The sequence below is a fragment of the Mesorhizobium sp. M4A.F.Ca.ET.020.02.1.1 genome (genome assembly GCF_004022645.1).
Lineage (GTDB): Bacteria > Pseudomonadota > Alphaproteobacteria > Rhizobiales > Rhizobiaceae > Mesorhizobium.
In genome coordinates this window covers 1-18423 of the sequence record NZ_RZOI01000042.1, presented here as the reverse complement: position 1 = coordinate 18423, position 18423 = coordinate 1, and the positions used below count along the sequence as shown (strand labels likewise).

Annotated in this window: 19 protein-coding genes; 11 read left to right on the top strand and 8 right to left on the bottom strand. The window is 63.6% G+C overall.

Annotated elements, in window-relative coordinates; genetic code table 11:
- The 3 genes from EN742_RS05305 to EN742_RS05295 all read right to left on the bottom strand — a co-directional run.
- Positions 1 to 659: chromosome segregation SMC family protein (locus EN742_RS05305; protein ID WP_148670032.1), on the bottom strand; the 659-nt coding region annotated here is incomplete at its 3' end.
- A gap of 63 nt (positions 660 to 722) precedes the next feature.
- Complete coding sequence (locus EN742_RS05300) at positions 723 to 1451, bottom strand: DsbA family protein (protein WP_126055895.1); 729 nt, start codon at positions 1449 to 1451, stop codon at positions 723 to 725.
- A 141-nt stretch (positions 1452 to 1592) separates the two neighbouring features.
- Complete coding sequence (locus tag EN742_RS05295) at positions 1593 to 2093, bottom strand: DUF721 domain-containing protein (protein ID WP_126055896.1); 501 nt, start codon at positions 2091 to 2093, stop codon at positions 1593 to 1595.
- A 33-nt stretch (positions 2094 to 2126) separates the two neighbouring features.
- Here EN742_RS05295 and mutY point away from each other — a divergent pair, with 33 nt between their 5' ends.
- Both mutY and EN742_RS05285 read left to right on the top strand, forming a co-directional pair.
- Positions 2127 to 3254 carry an A/G-specific adenine glycosylase gene (mutY, locus tag EN742_RS05290; RefSeq protein ID WP_126055897.1) on the top strand — a complete coding sequence of 376 codons (1128 nt, stop codon included), beginning with the start codon at positions 2127 to 2129 and terminating at the stop codon, positions 3252 to 3254.
- Positions 3255 to 3279: 25 nt separating this feature from the next.
- Positions 3280 to 3891 carry an HAD family phosphatase gene (locus EN742_RS05285; protein ID WP_126055898.1) on the top strand — a complete coding sequence of 204 codons (612 nt, stop codon included), beginning with the start codon at positions 3280 to 3282 and terminating at the stop codon, positions 3889 to 3891.
- Positions 3892 to 3949: 58 nt separating this feature from the next.
- Here EN742_RS05285 and EN742_RS05280 read toward each other — a convergent pair whose 3' ends face one another.
- Positions 3950 to 5083: a site-specific DNA-methyltransferase gene (locus tag EN742_RS05280; protein ID WP_127406204.1), complete on the bottom strand. Its 1134-nt coding sequence runs from the start codon at positions 5081 to 5083 to the stop codon at positions 3950 to 3952.
- A gap of 186 nt (positions 5084 to 5269) precedes the next feature.
- On the opposite strand from EN742_RS05280, the gene EN742_RS05275 reads away from it, so the two are divergent.
- Positions 5270 to 5959 (top strand): HAD family phosphatase, encoded by a 690-nt coding sequence (locus tag EN742_RS05275; protein ID WP_127406203.1) that lies wholly within the window; start codon positions 5270 to 5272, stop codon positions 5957 to 5959.
- Between the two features lie 148 nt (positions 5960 to 6107).
- Here EN742_RS05275 and EN742_RS05270 read toward each other — a convergent pair whose 3' ends face one another.
- Positions 6108 to 6569, bottom strand: coding sequence for a cupin domain-containing protein (locus EN742_RS05270; protein WP_127406202.1), 462 nt, complete (start codon positions 6567 to 6569; stop codon positions 6108 to 6110).
- A 104-nt stretch (positions 6570 to 6673) separates the two neighbouring features.
- Between EN742_RS05270 and EN742_RS05265 the strand changes: the two genes are divergently transcribed.
- Positions 6674 to 8236, top strand: coding sequence for a winged helix-turn-helix domain-containing protein (locus EN742_RS05265; protein WP_128332515.1), 1563 nt, complete (start codon positions 6674 to 6676; stop codon positions 8234 to 8236).
- 132 nt (positions 8237 to 8368) lie between these two features.
- Here EN742_RS05265 and EN742_RS05260 read toward each other — a convergent pair whose 3' ends face one another.
- Positions 8369 to 9091 (bottom strand): hypothetical protein, encoded by a 723-nt coding sequence (locus tag EN742_RS05260; RefSeq protein WP_126055903.1) that lies wholly within the window; start codon positions 9089 to 9091, stop codon positions 8369 to 8371.
- A 128-nt stretch (positions 9092 to 9219) separates the two neighbouring features.
- Here EN742_RS05260 and thrC point away from each other — a divergent pair, with 128 nt between their 5' ends.
- Genes thrC through EN742_RS05240 form a run of 4 tightly spaced genes read left to right on the top strand, consistent with a single transcriptional unit; the run spans position 9220 to position 15428 of the window.
- Complete coding sequence (thrC, locus tag EN742_RS05255) at positions 9220 to 10617, top strand: threonine synthase (protein ID WP_126055904.1); 1398 nt, start codon at positions 9220 to 9222, stop codon at positions 10615 to 10617.
- A 14-nt stretch (positions 10618 to 10631) separates the two neighbouring features.
- Entirely contained in the window at positions 10632 to 11924 is a 1293-nt protein-coding gene (locus tag EN742_RS05250; protein WP_126055905.1) for a pitrilysin family protein, read from the top strand.
- A 15-nt stretch (positions 11925 to 11939) separates the two neighbouring features.
- Entirely contained in the window at positions 11940 to 12536 is a 597-nt protein-coding gene (locus EN742_RS05245) for a GNAT family protein (RefSeq protein WP_126055906.1), read from the top strand.
- Between the two features lie 51 nt (positions 12537 to 12587).
- The gene (locus tag EN742_RS05240; protein ID WP_128332516.1) at positions 12588 to 15428 is read left to right on the top strand and encodes an EAL domain-containing protein; all 2841 of its coding nucleotides are present in this window, start codon (positions 12588 to 12590) and stop codon (positions 15426 to 15428) included.
- Here the strand turns inward: EN742_RS05240 and EN742_RS05235 are convergent, their stop codons facing one another.
- Positions 15429 to 16037 (bottom strand): YqgE/AlgH family protein, encoded by a 609-nt coding sequence (locus EN742_RS05235; protein WP_126055907.1) that lies wholly within the window; start codon positions 16035 to 16037, stop codon positions 15429 to 15431. It abuts the gene before it with no gap.
- Positions 16038 to 16219: 182 nt separating this feature from the next.
- On the opposite strand from EN742_RS05235, the gene EN742_RS05230 reads away from it, so the two are divergent.
- The 3 genes from EN742_RS05230 (at position 16220) to EN742_RS05220 (ending at position 18201) form a co-directional block, all read left to right on the top strand.
- A complete protein-coding gene (locus EN742_RS05230; protein WP_126055908.1) occupies positions 16220 to 17026 on the top strand; it encodes a protein-disulfide reductase DsbD domain-containing protein in 807 nt (268 codons plus the stop codon).
- A gap of 132 nt (positions 17027 to 17158) precedes the next feature.
- Positions 17159 to 17638: a peroxiredoxin gene (locus EN742_RS05225; protein WP_126055909.1), complete on the top strand. Its 480-nt coding sequence runs from the start codon at positions 17159 to 17161 to the stop codon at positions 17636 to 17638.
- A gap of 86 nt (positions 17639 to 17724) precedes the next feature.
- Complete coding sequence (locus tag EN742_RS05220) at positions 17725 to 18201, top strand: DUF2938 domain-containing protein (RefSeq protein ID WP_127406724.1); 477 nt, start codon at positions 17725 to 17727, stop codon at positions 18199 to 18201.
- Between the two features lie 26 nt (positions 18202 to 18227).
- Here the strand turns inward: EN742_RS05220 and EN742_RS37875 are convergent.
- A partial coding sequence (locus EN742_RS37875; protein WP_189375184.1) for a hypothetical protein occupies positions 18228 to 18423 on the bottom strand: 196 nt, incomplete at its 5' end.

Sequence of the window (18423 nt, the reverse complement as noted above, 5' to 3'; positions counted from 1 at the left end):
TTCTTGAAGCGCGAGGCCTGGCGCGCCTGGCGCTTGAGGCTGTCGATCTGGCTCTCCAGTTCGCCAACGACGTCGTCCAGCCGTTCGAGGTTCTGCTCGGCGGCCTTCAGCCTGAGTTCCGCCTCGTGGCGGCGCGTGTGCAGGCCGGAAATGCCAGCCGCCTCTTCGAGAAGGGCGCGGCGCGCCTGGGGCTTGGCCTGGATCAGTTCGCCGATGCGGCCCTGCCCGACCATCGAGGGCGAGCGCGCGCCGGTCGACTGGTCGGCGAACAGCAGCTGCACGTCCTTGGCGCGTGCTTCCTTGCCATTGATGCGGTAGAGCGAGCCCGCCTCGCGCTCGATGCGGCGCGACACCTGTAACTCATCGGCGTCATTGAAGGCGGCGGGCGCGGTGCGGTCGGTGTTGTCGAGGAAAAGCGTGACTTCGGCGGTGTTGCGGGCCGGCCGCGTGCCCGAGCCGGAGAAGATCACGTCGTCCATGCCGGACGCGCGCATGTTCTTGTAGGAGCTTTCGCCCATCACCCAGCGCAGCGCCTCGACAAGGTTCGACTTGCCGCAGCCGTTCGGTCCGACAATGCCGGTAAGGCCGCGTTCGATGACGAACTCGCCGGGCTCGACGAAGGACTTGAAACCGAGGAGGCGAAGGCGCGAAAATTTCATTCGCGCCGCCCCACATTACAGGCGAGCGCGCCGAAGCTCGGTCGCTTCGACGCGGCCTGGACGTCAGAGCAGAGGGTCGATGATGGCCGACATTTCCTCAATCGACATCGCCCCTTTGTAGGTCTTCCCATTGATGAAGAAGGTCGGCGTCGAGTCGACCTTGAACTCGTCCGCGCCGCGTTTCTGGACTGCTCTGACATCGTCCAGAAGTTTCTGGTCCGTCAAGCAGGCCTCAAAGGACTCCTGTGTAAAACCGGCGAGCTTGGATATCTGCAGCAGTGCTTCCTTGGTGTTGTTGACGCCAACCCAGCTCGGCTGCTGCTTGAACAGCACGTCGACCATCGGGAAATAGTTATCCTTGGCGCAGCGCGCCAGCATGAAGCCGGCCTCGGCGCTCGGGTCGAAGGGGAATTCGCGCAGGATATAGCGCGCCTTGCCGGTGTCGATGTACTTGGTCTTCAACTCAGGGAAGGTTGTATCGTTGAAATGCGCGCAATGCGGGCATGTCATCGAGGCATATTCGACGATGGTGACCTTGGCGTCGTCCTTGCCGAGCTGCTTTTCGGGCAGCGCGCCCGGCTTCAGCAGTTGCGCCATGTCGACTGTGCCCTGCGCTTCCGGCACCTTGGCGGCGGCCGGCGTCGCCGGCTTGGCGGGTGTCGACGGGTTGGCGGGCTTCGCATCGGCCGCCTTTGCCTCCTCCTCCGAGTCGCTGCATGCGGCGATGAAAGCCACCGCCGGAATGGCGGCCAGCGAGCTCAAAAGGTTTCTGCGAGACAAAGGACGGTTCATGCGAATCACCTGATATCAGTTGGATTTTGCAATGCAAAAGCTAGAGAAGGCGAGAGTTGGCGCGAATTAAGGCATCGCCGTCCCCATTCCAATCGCCAAATTTTGTCGTGCGTTCACGAATACGCGAGATAAACGACAATCCTATGGCCTTTTCTGCCCTAGAATCGTTGCGCCCAGCCGCTCCAATGAGGCGCGCAAGCCATCGTCCTCGATCTTGCCGACGGTTCGCGAAAGCTTCGCCTTCTCCGCGTCGTTGAGCGGTCTCGGCGCCGGTTTCGGGCGGGCCTTTCCGGACAGCACCGGCTTTTGCACGATCTTGATGCGGCCAATAGCGCTAAAGCCGAGGAAGGAATTGACGCGATTGATGATTTCCCCGGCTTCATGCTGCAGGTGGAGCGCCGCCATGCCTTCGCAGGCGATCACCAGCACCGCAGGTTCGAACGGGTCGTCCTCATGCAAGCGACGCGGCCACTGGATCTTTTCCGGGCGCGAGCGCCCGGCTAGCCGGGGTCCGGCGATCTCCTCCCAGGACTGCACCAGCCCGATCGAGATGCCTGCGCGCTTCTTCAACACCGGATCGAGGATCTCGGTTGCGAGATCGCTCACCGGGACGGGATTGCCGTAGGGCTTTTTCCCTGCCATGTGCGTTCTCCAATCCCCGAGCTCATCCGATCAATGGCACCGCACGACCAGACCCGCAAGGCCGCATCCGGCGAAAGCAGCGAAGCCCTTTCAGGCGGTGTCGCCTCCCGCCTGCTCGCCTGGTACGACGCGCATCACCGCGACCTGCCGTGGCGCGTCGCGCCCGGGGCGCTGGCCGGCGGCGCAAGGCCAGACCCATACCGCGTATGGCTCTCGGAAGTCATGTTGCAGCAGACGACTGTCGAAGCGGTCAAAGCCTATTTTCGCGCATTCCTCGAAAAATGGCCTGACGTCGGGACGCTGGCGGCGGCGCCCGTCGAGGATGTCATGAAGGCCTGGGCCGGGCTCGGCTATTATTCCCGGGCGCGCAACCTCAAGGCCTGCGCCGATCTGGTCGCCGGGCGCGGCGGCCGCTTTCCGGACACGGAGGCCGGGCTGCGTGAGCTGCCGGGGATCGGCGCCTATACGGCGGCGGCGATCGCAGCCATCGCCTTCGACCGGCCGGCGGCCGTCGTCGACGGCAATGTCGAGCGCGTCGTGTCCAGGCTCAATTCAATCGCGACGCCGCTCAGCGAGGCCAAGCCCGAGATCCGCGCGCTGGTCGAGCAGATGGTTCCGGCAAGGCGGCCCGGCGATTTCGCCCAGGCGATGATGGATCTCGGCGCCACGCTCTGCACGCCACGGCGGCCGCGCTGCATGCTGTGCCCGCTGCGCGAGGATTGCAGCGCCATCCTCTCAGGCGATCCCGAGCGTTTCCCGGTCCGCCTGCCCAAGGACGACAAGCCGCTCAGGCGCGGCGCGGCGTTCGTGGCCGAGCGCAATGATGGCGCCATCCTCCTGCGCAAGCGCCCGGAAAAGGGCCTGCTCGGCGGCATGACAGAGGTACCGACGACGTCGTGGAGCGCAAGGGTGGACGGCGCGACCACGGAAGCCGCGGCGCCCTTGCCTGCCGACTGGCGGCACGCCGGACGGATCGCCCATGTCTTCACCCATTTCGCGCTCGAACTCGAAGTCTTTCATGCCCACATCAAAGGCGATGCGCCGGATGGGCATTTCTGGTCGCTGGCCCATGAAATTTCCGGGGAAGCGCTGCCCACCGTCATGAAAAGGGTAATCGAAGCGGCGATACCGGGCGCGACCAGAAGACAGCGCCCGCAGTGATGGGCGGAACTAGCGAAGGACCCGCATGACCGAAATCCGCCACATCGTGTTCGACATCGGCAAGGTGCTGATCCACTACGATCCGGATATCCCGTTCAGCCGCCTTATTCCGGATGCCGGGGAGCGGAAATGGTTCTTCGACAATGTCTGCACGCATGACTGGAACCTCGAGCAGGACCGCGGGCGGAGTTGGGATGAGGCCGAGGCGCTGCTGATCGCCGAGTACCCGAGCCATGCGGAGAATATACGCAATTTCCGCCGGCATTGGCACGAGATGGTGCCGCATGCCTATGACGACAGCGTCGCCATCATGATCGGCCTGATCGAGACCGGCCACGATGTGACGATGCTGACCAACTTTGCCTCGGACACGCTTGCCGAAGCCCGCCAGCGTTTCGACTTCCTCAACCGTCCGCGCGGCGTGACCGTTTCGGCCGACATCCGCCAGATCAAGCCGGATCGCGCCATCTACGATCATCATGTCGCCGCGTTCGGCCTCGAACCGTCCGCGACGTTGTTCATCGACGACAGCCAGAAGAATGTCGACGGCGCCAAGGCGGCCGGCTGGCAGTCTGTGCTGTTCACCGACGCCGAAACGCTCAAGACAGACCTCGAGCGTTACGGGATCAAGGCCTGATTTGAATTGTTTCGGACGATGACGTTCCGATTAAACTTTAATGGCGAGCGTGCGGGGGTCAGGCCCCTGCCCGCTCCATGCCGAGACGCGCGATGCGGCGCAGCTCGTCGATCGGGGTGAGGCCACCGCTGCGCTCATAGTGCCAGAAGGTCCAGCCGTTGCAGGCGTCGAGCCCCTGCACCTCGGCGCCGATCTTGTGGATCGAGCCGGCGCTGTCGCCGATCGCCACCGTGCCGTCGGCGCGCACCTTGGCTGCCCAGCGCTTCTTGGCGTCGTAGAGCGTGGCGCCCGGCGCCATCAGGCCGGTGTCGATCAGGCTGATGAAAGCGACGCGCGGCTCGGCGCGCTTGCCGGACAATACGGTCAGGTCGGCGCCTTCCAGCGGCCGCACCGCGTCGATGCGCTCATTGGCGGCGTCGATATAGGCCTGCTCGCGCTCGATGCCGACGAATCGCCGGCCGAGGCGCTTTGCCACCGCGCCGGTGGTGCCGGATCCAAAGAAGGGATCGAGCACGATGTCGCCCGGCTTGGTCGAGGCCATCATGATGCGGGCGAGCAGCGCTTCCGGCTTCTGCGTCGGATGCAACTTGTCGCCATTGTCGTTCTTCAGCCGCTCCTGGCCGGTGCAGATCGGGAACAGCCAGTCGGAGCGCATCTGGACATCGTCGTTCGAGGCCTTCAGCGCCTCGTAGTTGAAGGTGTAGCCCTTGGCCTTTTGGTCGCGCGAGGCCCAGATCATCGTCTCATGCGCGTTCTGGAAGCGGCGGCCGCGGAAGTTCGGCATCGGATTGGTCTTGCGCCAGACGACGTCGTTGAGAATCCAGAAGCCGAGATCCTGCATCTTGGCGCCGACCCTGAAGATGTTGTGGTAGGAGCCTATGACCCAGATAGTGCCGTTGGGCTTCAACACGCGCCGCGCCGCCAGCAGCCAGGCGCGAGTGAAGGCGTCATAGGCTTCAAAGCTCTCGAACTGGTCCCAGTCGTCGTCGACGGCGTCGACCTTGGACTGGTCGGGCCGGTGCAGGTCGCCGTCGAGCTGCAGGTTGTAGGGCGGATCGGCGAAGATGACGTCGATGGACTTTTCCGGCAGCCGGTCGAGGGCCGCGACGCAGTCGCCCTTGAGGATGGTGTCCAGCCATTCGGATTGCTGGGGAGCGTGGGAAAGCTCGTCGAGAAGACGCACGGCTGACATTTTTACACCCAAGGCACGCGTTACTGTTTACTGTCCGTTATGGTTACCGATCAGCGTAAATATTCGGTGAAGGGCGCGACCGCCCGGCGGTCAAAAGCTTCGTGAATTTGCGAAGCCCGGCCGCTTGGTGTATGCCGCGCCGCCTGAGCCGCATCAGGCCACCTTTTTCCCACGTTCCGGATCGCCATGCCCCAGCCAGACCTTGTCATCTTCGATTGCGACGGCGTGCTCGTCGATTCTGAAATCATCGCCGCGCGCATCGAGGCCGAGCTGCTGACCTCGGCCGGTTACGAGATATCGCCGGAGGAACTGGCCGAGACCTATGCCGGGCTGACCTTCAAGGACATCATGATGCGGGTGGAGGAGAAGTCCGCCATCCCCTTCCAGGCTTCGCTGATCGACCGCGCCGAGACGCTGGTCGACCGCAAGCTGCGCAGCGACGTGCGCATCATCGACGGCGCGCTCGAGGCGGTGGCGTCCGTCACCGTGCCGCGCGCGGTCTGCTCCAACTCTCGCACGGAGCGGGTCGAGTTCATGCTGGAGAAGGTAGGGCTGCTGCCGTTCTTCACCGGCCGCATCTTCTCGGGGCTCGACATACCCAGCAAGAAGACCAAGCCCGCCCCGGACGTGTTTCTCTATGCTGCCGAAAAGCTCAACGCGAAGCCGGAAAACACATTCGTGATCGAGGATTCCGTGCATGGCGTCACCGCCGCCAGGACGGCCGGCATGCGCGTCATCGGCTTCACCGGCGCCGGCCACAGCTATCCGGGCCATGCCGACGCGCTGACCGAAGCCGGCGCGGAAACGGTCATACGCCGCTGGGCCGAGCTGAAAAGCGTGATCGCCGCCCTGTCGGAATGGTCGGCGGACGCCTGAAGCGGCTCAGCTTGTCACAGAAATCGCTGATCCTCTCTAAGTATTTGTTTTTACACAATTCCACACAGCAAACCGCTACGTCCGCTTCCGAAGGTCTTACTGTAGGCCTGGCCTTTCGCTTACCAAGTTTTGGGCCGGAGACGAGGTCCTACGCGCGTGTTGTCAACGTCGACAGTTGATCGGTGTCGTAACGGTTTCGCAGATCGGCGAGCGCTTTTGGATCCGGCGCACCCTGCGCCGCGAGTTTGGCGAGCTCTTCGAAGTAATGCTCGTGGCCAGGCGGAGAAACTGTCATCAACACGCGTGCCGGTTTCTCGCTGACATTCGTGATGTTGTGCGGCACTCCCGGCGGGATGAACACATGGGTACCGGGCGTTGCGCGGATCATCTTGTCGCCGACATGCCACTCACACTCGCCTTCGAGCAGGTAGAAGGTCTCCTCCTGCACCCGGTGAACATGCCGCCCGGTGGCGAACTCCGGTGGAATCGTCCAGTCGAACATGCTCATGTGCTTGCTATTCTCGCCGGTGACGAGGAATGACATAGGATGGCCACGCAGCATGACGCCTTTCCTCTCATCGGGCATGCGGATGACGGCATTGGCGCTCATATGATCCTCCTGTGGTTGGGCGCTACCTCTGGCATTTGCGCAACATCGGCCGCCCATGCCCGAAAGTCGTGAATCCCTTCGCAAAAATTTGCTAAAAGACTCGAATGACAGTCAGGGGCGACCTCTACCAGTTCGGCCCGTTCCGCCTCGATCCGGAGGTGGGCATTCTCTTTTACGGCGCTGAGCCGACCATGCTTGGGCAACGCGCGACTGCGCTGCTGTGCCTGCTGATCCAAAACGCCGGCGTACCCGTGTCCAAGGACGCGCTGATTGAGACCGGTTGGGGCGGATTGGCGGTTGCCGACAACAATCTGACGGTTCAGATCGCAGCCCTGCGCCGAGTGCTGGCCGACGCCGCGAATGCCGAGAGCTGGATCGAAACACTGCCGCGCCGCGGCTATCGCTATGTCGGGCCGGCTGTCGCCACGAATATTCGCGATACCTCGGTCGCCACCCGCGCCGAGTCAGCCCCGATCTTGCCCGAGAAGCCCTCCGTCGCGGTCCTGCCGTTCTCGAATTTGAGCGGCGATCCGCAGCAGGAGTACTTTGCCGATGGGATGGTCGACGACATCATCACAGGCTTGGCGCGCATCAAGTGGTTGTTCGTCATCGCACGAAACTCGACCTTCACCTACAAAGGTCGCGCCGTGGACGTGAAGCAGGTCGGCCGCGAGCTTGGCGTTCGCTATGTCCTCGAAGGCAGTGTGCGCAAGGCCGGCAGTAGCATGCGTGTTACCGGGCAGATGATCGATGCATCGACCGGTGCGCATGTATGGGCCGAACGCTACGACCGCAGCTCCGAAGACATCTTTGCGCTTCAAGACGAGATCGCGCTGTCAGCAGTGGGCGCGATTGCGCCGAGCGTGCGGAAAGCCGAAATCGAACGTGTCAGACGGAAGCGCCCTGACAGTCTCGACGCCTACGATCTCGTGCTGCAAGCGCAGCCTGACGTCGATTCAGGTATGCCGGAGCAAGTGACCAGAGCGCTGGTGCTTCTCGAGCGCGCCATCGCGCTCGAACCAGCGTATGCGCTGGCGCATGGCAATGCCGCGATGTGCCACCATTGCTTGTTCCTTCGCGCCGGCCTGCAGGAGATCAACCGTACCTCTTCCATCCGCCACGCCCGGTCGGCCATCGTCCATGGACAAGACGATGCACTCGCCTTGACGTGGGCCGGCTTTTCCATCGGAATGGATGCACACGATCGCGCCGCTGCATTCACGACGTTGGAAGCAGCCCTCGTCATCAGCCCGTCATCGGCGCTGACCTCTATTCTTGGCAGTGTCATTCTGGGATGGAGCGGCGAAGCGGAGCGCGCGATAGAATGGAGCGCGCAGGGCATGCGGCTAAGCCCTTTCGATTCGTGGGCCTGGGCCGCATTTGACGCCCAGGCAATGAGCCATTTGCTGCGAGGCCGTTACGAAGAAGCCTGCCGCGCGGCTTACAAGTCCGTTCAAGCCAATCCAGCGCATAGTATCACATATGTGCAATTGGCCGCCGCGCTGGCCAAGCTTGGCCGATTGGACGAAGCGAGGGCGGCCGCCGCGCGCGTGCTCGAGCTCCAGCCGGCCTTTCGCTACAGCCGCCAGTTTGCAGGCGTGAATTGCGCGCCCGCGCTCGCAAAGGCTCTTGGCAGCGCGCTACGGGACGCCGGATTGCCGGAGTAGCCCGACCAGCGACACGCCGTTGTCCTTTGAATTGGTTGTAACCGGAGCGCGACGACGACTTGCCGCCAACTCTCCAGCCTTCGTCCAGCTTGCGTCAATCAGGCTGCAGCTGCGCGCCAATGCATCCGCGCATCAGTTTGTCGCCGGGGCGGACTTTTTCTTCCGCTTGCCCTTGTCGGTGGCGGCTTTCGGCGCGTTTTCGTCATAGCCGGCGAAGGCCTGGTAGTCCTTTGCGGTCGGCTCGGGCACGATGACGTTCGGGTCGGTGAAGACGAACTGCGTCGCGGCCGAGGGATCAGTGATCTGGACCTGATACTGGTGGATCTGCGAATAGAGCACATCCGTGCCGTGCATCACCGCAACGCGGATCGGCATCGTGATCGTGCCCGGTGCGAACATCGGCCCCGGCACGACCCTGCCGGCCACCGCGATCTTCATCGACAGCTGGCCGTTGCCACGGCTGCAATCGCGGGTCACGTCGGTAATCGAGGCCTGGTAAATGATCTTGGCGGGATCGCGATCCGGATCGACGAGGGTGCCGTCGGGCGCGGCCTGGGCGGCAGTGGCTGCCTCGGCCGCCTGCGCGGCATCCTTCTTCTTGGGCTTGGCGCCGCCCTTGGCATAGATGTTGAAGTAGGCGGTGCCATCGCGCAGCGTCACTTTCGGGCAATAGGCCTGCAACTGGCTGGAAAGCACCTTGGGGTCCTGCGGTGGCGGTGGCGCCTGGGTGTCCTTCTTGCCAAGACCAAAGCTCAATATGCCATTGTCGCTCGATTGGCAGCCGGCGGCGGCAAGCATAAAGCCGGCAAGCGCCAGACCCGCGACAAAACGACGGTTGACCGAATGAAACGCCATGAACTGCACTTCCCTCTCGCAAAGCTGGTGACGTATATCAACGGCGCGGCAAAAATGCGACTGAGCCGGCTCGGAAAATTAACCAATTTGCGGTGGATGAACCCGCCGGCTGCAATGGACTGGTGACGATGCAATATGTGAGTACCCGCGGGGAGGCGCCCGCGCTTGGATTTTCCGACGCGGTGCTTGCCGGGCTGGCGCGAGACGGCGGGCTCTACGTGCCGCGCGAATGGCCGCACTTCTCGGCTGCGGATATCCGCGCCATGCGCGGCCTCGCCTACCCCGACCTTGCCATCCGAGTGCTGACGCCGTTTCTCGACGGCGAGATCGCGGCGCCGGTCTTCGAGAGGCTGGTGCGCGAAGCCTACTCGACCTTCCGCCACGAAGCCGTCTGCCCGCTGGTGCAGACCGGGGCCAGCACTTTCGTGCTCGAGCTCTTCCACGGCCCGACGCTCGCCTTCAAGGACGTGGCCATGCAGCTGCTGGCCCGGCTGATGGACCATGTGCTGGCCGAGCGGGGACAGCGCGCCACCATCGTCGGCGCCACCTCAGGCGATACCGGGGGCGCGGCAATAGATGCCTTCGCCGGACGCGACCGCACCGACATCTTCATCCTGTTCCCGCACGGCAAGGTCTCGCCGGTGCAGCAGCGGCAGATGACGACCTCGAGCGCGGCCAATGTCCATGCACTGTCGATCGAAGGCAATTTCGACGATTGCCAGGGCCTGGTGAAGGACATGTTCAACGACCACGGTTTTCGCGACCGGGTCTCGCTGTCGGGCGTCAATTCGATCAACTGGGCCCGCATAATGGCCCAGATCGTCTATTATTTCTCCTCCGCGCTGTCGCTCGGCGCGCCGGACCGTCCGGTCTCCTTCACCGTGCCGACCGGCAATTTCGGCGACATCTTCGCCGGCTATGCCGCCAAGCGCATGGGGCTGCCGATCGAGCGGCTGGTCATCGCCACCAATGACAACGACATATTGGCGCGCACGCTGGCGAGCGGCGAATACCGCACCAAGGGCGTGTTCGCCACGACTTCGCCGTCAATGGACATCCAGGTGTCGTCGAATTTCGAGCGCCTGCTGTTCGAGGCGGCCGCCCGCAATGCGGAGACGGTGCGGCGCTACATGAACGGGCTGAAGCAGTCAGGCGCCTTCACGATCGAGGCGGGCGAAATCGCGAAGATACGTTCCGAATTCGATGCCGGCCGCGCCGGCGTCGACGAGGTCGCCGCCACCATCCGCTCGACGCTCGCGGCAAGCAACTATCTGCTCGATCCGCACACGGCGGCGGCCTTCCATGTTGCCTCAGGCAAGGTCGAGAGCGATGTGCCCATGGTGGTGCTGGGCACCGCGCATCCGGCCAAGTTCCCGGCCGCCGTCGAGGCTGCCAGCGGCATCACGCCTGCCCTGCCCGCATGGCTGGGCGGCTTGATGACAGCCGACGAAAAATACACGGTACTTCCATCCGACCTGAAAATGGTGGAAGATTACGTCGGACGCCACACGCGGGCGGCGCGTTAAGGAGTACTAGCCATATGGGTGTTGAGGTAAGCCGTCTGTCGAACGGCCTGACAGTCGCAACCGAAACCCTTCCAAGCCTCGAATCCGTTGCCCTTGGTGCCTGGGTCAAGTCAGGCGCCCGCAATGAGCGTGACGAAGAGCACGGAATGGCCCATCTGCTTGAGCATATGGCCTTCAAGGGCACGAAACGGCGCACCGCCTTCGAGATCGCCTCGGAAATCGAGAATGTCGGCGGCGAGATCAACGCCGCCACCAGCGTCGAGACCACATCCTATTACGCCAGGGTGCTCTCCGACGACGTGCCGCTGGCGGTCGATATCCTGGCGGACATCCTGCAGGAGTCCGAATTCGACCCTGAAGAGCTCGAGCGCGAGCAGCATGTGATCCTGCAAGAGATCGGCGCCGCGCACGACACGCCCGACGATATCGTCTTCGACCGCTTCACCGAGACCGCCTTCCGCCACCAGACGATCGGCCGCTCCATCCTCGGCACGCCGGAGACCGTCAAATCCTTCACCTCCAAGCAGTTGCACAATTTCATCCAACGCCAATACGCCGCCGAGCGAATGGTGATTGTGGCGGCGGGCGACATCAAGCACGACAATTTCGTGCGCGAGGTGGAAAGGCAGCTGGGCGGCTTCCGCGCCAAGGCGGAAAGCAACATTCCGCAATATGCGCAATATGTCGGCGGCGACTTCCGCGAGGACCGCGACCTGATGGACGCGCAGATCGTGCTCGGCTTCGAGGGCCGCGCCTATCATGTGCGTGACTTCTACGCCTCGCAGGTGCTGTCGATGATCCTCGGCGGCGGCATGTCGTCCAGGTTGTTCCAGGAGGTTCGCGAAAAACGCGGCCTGTGCTATTCGGTCTACGCGTTCCACTGGGGCTTTTCGGATACCGGCATATTCGGCGTCCATGCCGCGACCGGGCAGAGCGACATCGCCAAGCTGGTGCCGGTCATCATCGACGAATTGCAGAAGGCCGGCGAGAACATCATGCAGGAAGAGCTCGACCGCGCCCGTGCGCAATACCGCGCCGGCTTGATCATGTCGGCCGAAAGCCCGGCCAGCCGCGCCTCGCAGATCGCCAGGCAGCTGCTGCTGTTCGGCCGGCCGATCGCCAAGGAAGAGCTGATGGAACGGCTGGCGGCGCTCACCGTCGAGCGTCTGACCGATCTCTCGTCGCGGCTGTTTTCGACCAAGCCGACGCTCACTGCCGTCGGACCCGTGGGGACGCTGGCGCCCTATGAGGCGATCCTCGATTCGCTTGCGGGTCCGCAGACGACGGCCCGCAAGCTCGCCGTCTAGACCTGCTCAAGCGCCATGTTCGCGCTCCCTTTCTTTCGCCGCGACCTGCCGGCACTGAAGGGTGACAAGGTCACGCTGCGCGTGCCGCTGACCAATGACTACCGCGAATGGTCGGCGCTGCGCGGTGAAAGCCGCGCCTTCCTGGAGCCTTGGGAACCGCGCTGGACGCCGGACGAGCTGGACCGCACAGCATGGCGGCTGCGCATAAGCCGCTACCGCGAGGACTACGCACAAGGCACGGCGATCGCCTTCTTCATCTTCGAGAAGTCGAGCGGCAAGCTCGCCGGCGGCATCACGCTCGGCAACATCCGCCACGGCGTCGCGCAGAGCGGCCATATCGGCTACTGGATCGGCGAGCGCTATGGCGGCCGCGGCCTGATGACCGAAGCGGTCAAGCTGGTGTCGCGCTTCGCCTTCGATACCTTGAGGTTGCACCGGATCGAAGCGGCCTGTATTCCCGATAATGCCCGTTCGATCCGCGTGCTTGAAAAAGCCGGATTCCGGCGCGAAGGACTTCTGCGATCCTACCTCAGGATCAACGGTATCTGGCAGGATCATTACCTCTACGCCCGGATCGCGGACGATCCGCCGGGCGCTGGAACGAAGGGCTGATTGTTGACGATTTTTTCGCGATTCGCGTCGCTGCTCGCCCTTGTCCTGGCGATGGTCGTTGCGCTCTGCGCAGCCTCGCCGGCGTTCGCCGTTGAACCGATCAAGATCGCCCGCGACGACGTGGCGCTCGACCTCTCGCGTGCCTTCGATCTGTACCCGAATCAAGGCGAGAATTTCCAGGTCTCGACAGCCCCCGGCCCCGACGGCATCGTAAGGCGTATCGAGGTGGAAGCGAAGGATTCGCGCTCGAGTGGCGACTGGGCCGTGTTCGCGCTCGCCAACACCACCGACCAACAGCTCGACCGGCTGATCGTGGCGCCGCATTTCCGCCTGGTGAATTCCGGCATCTTCTGGCCCGATCTCGGCGCGACACGTATCGCCGCGATCACGCCCAGCGAAGGCTTCGCGCTCGACCGCCAGACCAGCCCCGATGCCGACGTGTTCCGGGTGACGCTGAACCCCGGCACTGTGGTCACCTTTGTCGCCGAGCTTGCCTCTCCGAAACTGCCGCAGGTCTATCTGTGGGATCCGGAATCCTACAAGGACTCGGTCAATTCCTATACGCTGTTCCGCGGCATCGTCATCGGCATTGCCGGCCTTTTGGCGTTGTTCCTGACCATCCTGTTCGTCGTCAAGGGGACCTCGATGTTCCCGGCCACGGCAGCGCTTGCCTGGGCGGTGCTTGCCTATATCTGCGTCGATTTCGGCTTCCTCAACAAGATCATCGAGATATCGCCCGGCAATGAACAGATGTGGCGCGCCGGAACCGAGGTGGCGCTGGCGGCGACCTTCGTTGTGTTCCTGTTCGCCTATCTCAACCTCAACCGCTGGCATGGCCATTTCAGCTACGGCGCGCTGGTCTGGATCCTCGGTCTGCTCTTGATCGCCGGCGTCGCCATCATCGATCCTGCGGTGGCGGCCGGCATTGCCCGCATCTCGTTTGCAGCCACGGCGCTGACCGGCCTCGGACTGATCATCTTCCTTGGCATTCGTGGTTACGATCGCGCGATCATGCTGGTGCCGAGTTGGGTCATGGTCTTGCTGTGGCTATGCGGGTCGTGGATGGCGATCACCGGAATGCTCGACAACGATATCGCCCAGCCGGCGCTGGGCGGCGGCCTGATCCTGATCATCCTTCTGATCGGCTTCACCGTCATGCAGCACGCCTTTGCCGGCGGTGGCGCCCATCAGGGCCTGTTCTCCGATCTCGAACGGCAGGCGCTCGCCGTCGCCGGATCGGGCGACATCGTGTGGGACTGGGACGTGCTGCGCGACCGGGTCGTCACCAAGCCGGATGTCAGCCTACAGCTTGGCCTTGCCCCCAACAGTCTTGGCGGCGCGGCCCGCAACTGGCTGCCGGTGCTGCATGCCGACGACCGCGACACCTTCCGCACCACGCTCGACGTGGTGCTGGAGCACCGTCGCGGCCGCGTGGCACAGAATTTCCGCCTGCGCGGCGCCGACGGGCACTATCACTGGTTCTCGCTGCGCGCCCGCCCGGTGATTGGCTCGGACGGCGAGGTGATCCGCTGCGTCGGCACCATGGTCGACGTCACTGAGCAAAAGAAATCCGAGGAAAGGCTGCTGCACGACGCCGTGCACGACAATTTGACCGGCCTGCCCAACCGCGAATTGTTCATGAACCGGCTGGAGGCGATCATCTCGATCGCCCGCACCGAGGACAAGGTGCGCCCGACCGTCTTCGTCATCGACATCGACCGCTTCAAACAGGTCAATGACGGCCTCGGCATCTCCGCCGGGGACACCATCCTGCTCACCATCGCACGCCGCCTGCATCGGCTCTTGAAGCCCAAGGATTCGCTGTCGCGCTTTGCCGGCGACCAGTTCGCGCTGATGCTCCTGTCGGAACAGGATCCGGCCCGTATCGCCGCTGTGGCGGACGCCATCAAGCACGCCATCAACAACCCGATCACATTCGCCAAGCGCGAGATCGCGCTTACCGCCTCGATCGGGCTGATCACCTGGACGACGGCGCAGACCTCGTCCGAGGACATGGTCAAGGACGCCGAGCTTGCCATGCACCAGGCCAAGCGCTTTGGCGGCGACAGGATCGAGCCGTTCCGGCCGGCCTTCCGCACCGTCGGCACCGACCGGCTGCAGTTCGAATCCGACCTGCGCCGCGCCATCGAGCGCCGTGAATTCACCCTTGCCTACCAGCCGATCGTGCGGCTGGAGGATGGCAGCGTCGCCGGCTTCGAGGCGCTGCTCAGGTGGGACCATCCGCGTCGCGGCATGATCCCGCCGGGCGATTTCATTCCGGTGGCCGAAAGCTGCGGGCTGATCGTGCAGCTCGGCCTGTTCGCCATGCAGCAGGCGGCAGAGGACCTGGCGACCTGGCAGAAGCAGATCGGCGACGCGCCGCTGTCGGTTTCGGTCAACCTCTCCAGCCGCCAGTTGATCCGCCGCGACCTGGTCAGCGACGTGCGCTCGGTCATCGCGCGCGCCAATCTGAAGCCGCGCTGCTTCCGCCTCGAACTCACCGAGTCGCTGGTGATGGACAATCCGGAGCAGACCGCGCATGTGCTGACAAAGCTGAAGCAGCTCGGGATCGGGCTGTCGCTCGACGATTTCGGCACCGGCTATTCGTCGCTGTCCTATCTGACGCGTTTCCCTTTCGACACGATCAAGATAGACAAGAGCTTCGTCGACGACGCGACGCCGAAGCGCGCGGTGCTGCTCAAATCCATGGTCAACATGGCGCATGAGCTTGGCCTGTCGGTCGTGGCGGAAGGCATCTCGGACGAGAGCGATGCGCTGGAGCTGCGCCAGATGGGCTGCGAATATGTGCAGAGTTTCATGTTCGGCGCGCCGATGCCCGGCGACCAGGTGCTGAAGACGCTGAAGGAACAGTACCCGCTTACGCAGGCGTGATCACGCGTGGCCGGCCGCCAGGCTGAGATGCGCGAGATCGATGCCGATCGAAGCGAGGATGCGGTCGTATTTGCGCTCGATATCGGTGTCGAACAAGAGCTCCGGCGTCGCCGGACAGGTCAGCCAGCCATTCTCGGCGATCTCGCTTTCCAGCTGCCCGGCGCCCCAGCCGGAATAGCCGAGCGCCATCAGCGCATGCCGGGGCCCTCTGCCGGACGAGATGGCGCGCAAGATGTCGACGGTGGCGGTCAGGCAGATGTCGTCGGAGACGCTGAGCGAGGATTCCACCCGGTAATCGCCGGAGTGCAGGACGAAGCCGCGGCTGCGGTCCACCGGCCCGCCGTTGCGCACGACGAAGTCGCGCGCATGCGCCGGCAAGCGGATCGCCTCCTGCTCGTTCATGATGCCGAGCTGCACCAGAAGGTCCGGAAACAGCATCTGCTGCGTCTGGTTGATGATCAGGCCCATCGCGCCCTCGTCGCTGTGGGCGCAGATGTAGATGACTGAGCGCGTGAAGCGGTCGTCCTTCATGCCGGGCATGGCAATCAGGAACTGATCGTCGAGAAAACCGCGTCCGGCGGTCGTCTTCTTGTGGCGCAACAAGTCCATGGAAGGGAGGGTAACCCGTTTCCGGGGCGCCGAAAAGATGCGCGACGCGCGATTTGAGGGTTGGCTGCCGCCGTAGAATTCGCCGCTCACTTGCGGGCGGCGTGCACGATCTCACGCAAATATGATACCGAAAGGCTCATGACATCATTGCGCAGCCACGAACTGACGATCAAATCACTGCCATGCGAAGCCTGAAGATCCTGCTGCTCTGCTCCGCCGTTGGACTGGGAATGAGCGTTCCCGCATCGGCCTCCTCGTCGATCTGGTACAACAGCGAAGGCGGCAAGGTGCGGCTTGTGACCAGCGGCAAGCCCGACGAGGCCGGGCGTGTCCAGGGCGTGCTCGAAATCGCACTGAAGCCTGGCTGGAAGACCTATTGGCGCGATCCAGGCGACGCCGGCGTGCCGCCGCAGATCGACATTTCGCCCAGCACCAACATTACGAGCGCCGCAATCTCGTTTCCGCCGCCGCAACGCCACGACGACGGCTACGGCAAATGGGCTGGCTACGATCATCCGGTTTCACTGCCGGTGACCTTCATGCTGTCGGCCGCCGACCAGCCGGCCGTCATTGTGGCCGATGTCTTCCTCGGCATCTGCGAGACGATCTGCATTCCCGTGCAGACGCGGCTGAGCCTCGACCCGGCTTCCGATGCGGACAATGTGAAGGACACTGCGCAGGTGCAAGGGGCATTCGCGGCGCTGCCGGCGCCATCAAGGCCCGATTTTGGCGTCAACGTGCTGCCCGGCGACCACGAGACGCTGGTCGTCGAGGCGAGCTTCCCCGGCGACCCGCAAGCGGCCGACTTCTTCGTCGCCGGCGAGCGGGACTATATGTTCGGCGCCCCGATGCGCAGCGAAAAGGACGGCAAACTGGTGTTCACGGTGCCGATCCTCGACCGGCCATCGACCACGCCGACCGACGGCGGGCTCCATTACACGCTGACCAGCGCCGAGGGCGCTGTCGAGGGTCTGCTGCCGTTTCCGTGACACTCCAATTGGTGCGCAGTTCGAGACATCCTTTGCTCCAGGCGCGCCAGCGGTTGCGGACGGCATCCGAGTTCGCTATCGCAAGGGAAACATCCTGCCACACTTCCCACCCATCATCGAACGAGGTATTCAATGATCTCCGTTGGCGACAGACTGCCCGATGCGACCTTCAAGACGATGACCGCCGACGGTGCCAAGCCGATCACGACGGCTGACCTCTTCGCGGGCAAGAAGGTCGTGCTGTTCGGCGTTCCCGGCGCCTTCACGCCGACCTGCAGCAACAACCACCTGCCCGGCTATCTGGAAAACCATGACGCCATCCTGGCGCGCGGCGTCGACACGATCGCCGTGGTCTCCGTCAACGACGTGCATGTCATGGGTGCCTGGGCGCGCTTCAGCGGCGGTGAGGACAAGATCCTCTATCTGGCCGACGGCAGCGGCGACTTCGCCAAGTCGGTCGGTCTCGACAATGACCTTTCCGCAAACGGCATGGGGCTGCGCTCGAAGCGTTTTTCGATGATCGTCGAGGACGGCAAGGTCACCGCTCTCAACGTCGAGACCAAGCCCGGCGTCGACACGTCGGGTGCCGCGCACATCCTGGAACAGCTCTAGCACTGGACCGGGCCGAGCCGGACCAGACATCGCCAAGGATCGCGCCCGGCCGCGCTTGATGTTTCTTGCCTTCGGGGAACTGACCGATGTTCGATGTAATCTGGCGCAGTATGGCGATCGGCATCGGCGCGACGTTGCTGATGGATATCTGGGCTGTTTTCCTCAATAAGGCCTTTGCGCAGCCGCGGCCGAACTGGGGGCCGGTCGGCCGATGGGTCTGGCACCTCAGGAGCAAGGTCTTCCACGACGATATCGGCGAAGCCGCGCCTTACGCGCATGAAGTGGCGCTGGGCTGGGCCTTCCACTATTTTGTCGGCATCGTCTACGGCATCATCCTGGTCGTGCTCGCGGGAACGGCGTGGCTCGCCCAGCCGACCTTCCTGCCGGCCTTCATCCTCGGCATCGTCACTGTCGGCGCCGGCTGGTTCCTGCTCGCGCCCGGTATGGGCGCCGGCTGGGCCGCCTCGAAGCGGCCAAATCCGATGCAGATCCGCGCCCTCAACCTCGTCTCTCACACGATGTTCGCTCTGGGACTCTACGGCACCGCCCTCATGATCCGTTGAGGAGCACAGCTATCATCCCCGACTGATTACAATTCACCGATGGTGCGCGGCTTCATCGAGGCAACGGTGTCGATGATTTCCTGGCGCAGCGCTTCCTTCTGCGCCTCGAATTGCTCCCGCGTAATGCCTTGACCGCCGGTGGCGGTGACACCGAATTCCTCCAGCGCGAATTCGTAACGCGTTTTCCATCTGATCACATGCTCGGTCATCACCTGGGCTGTC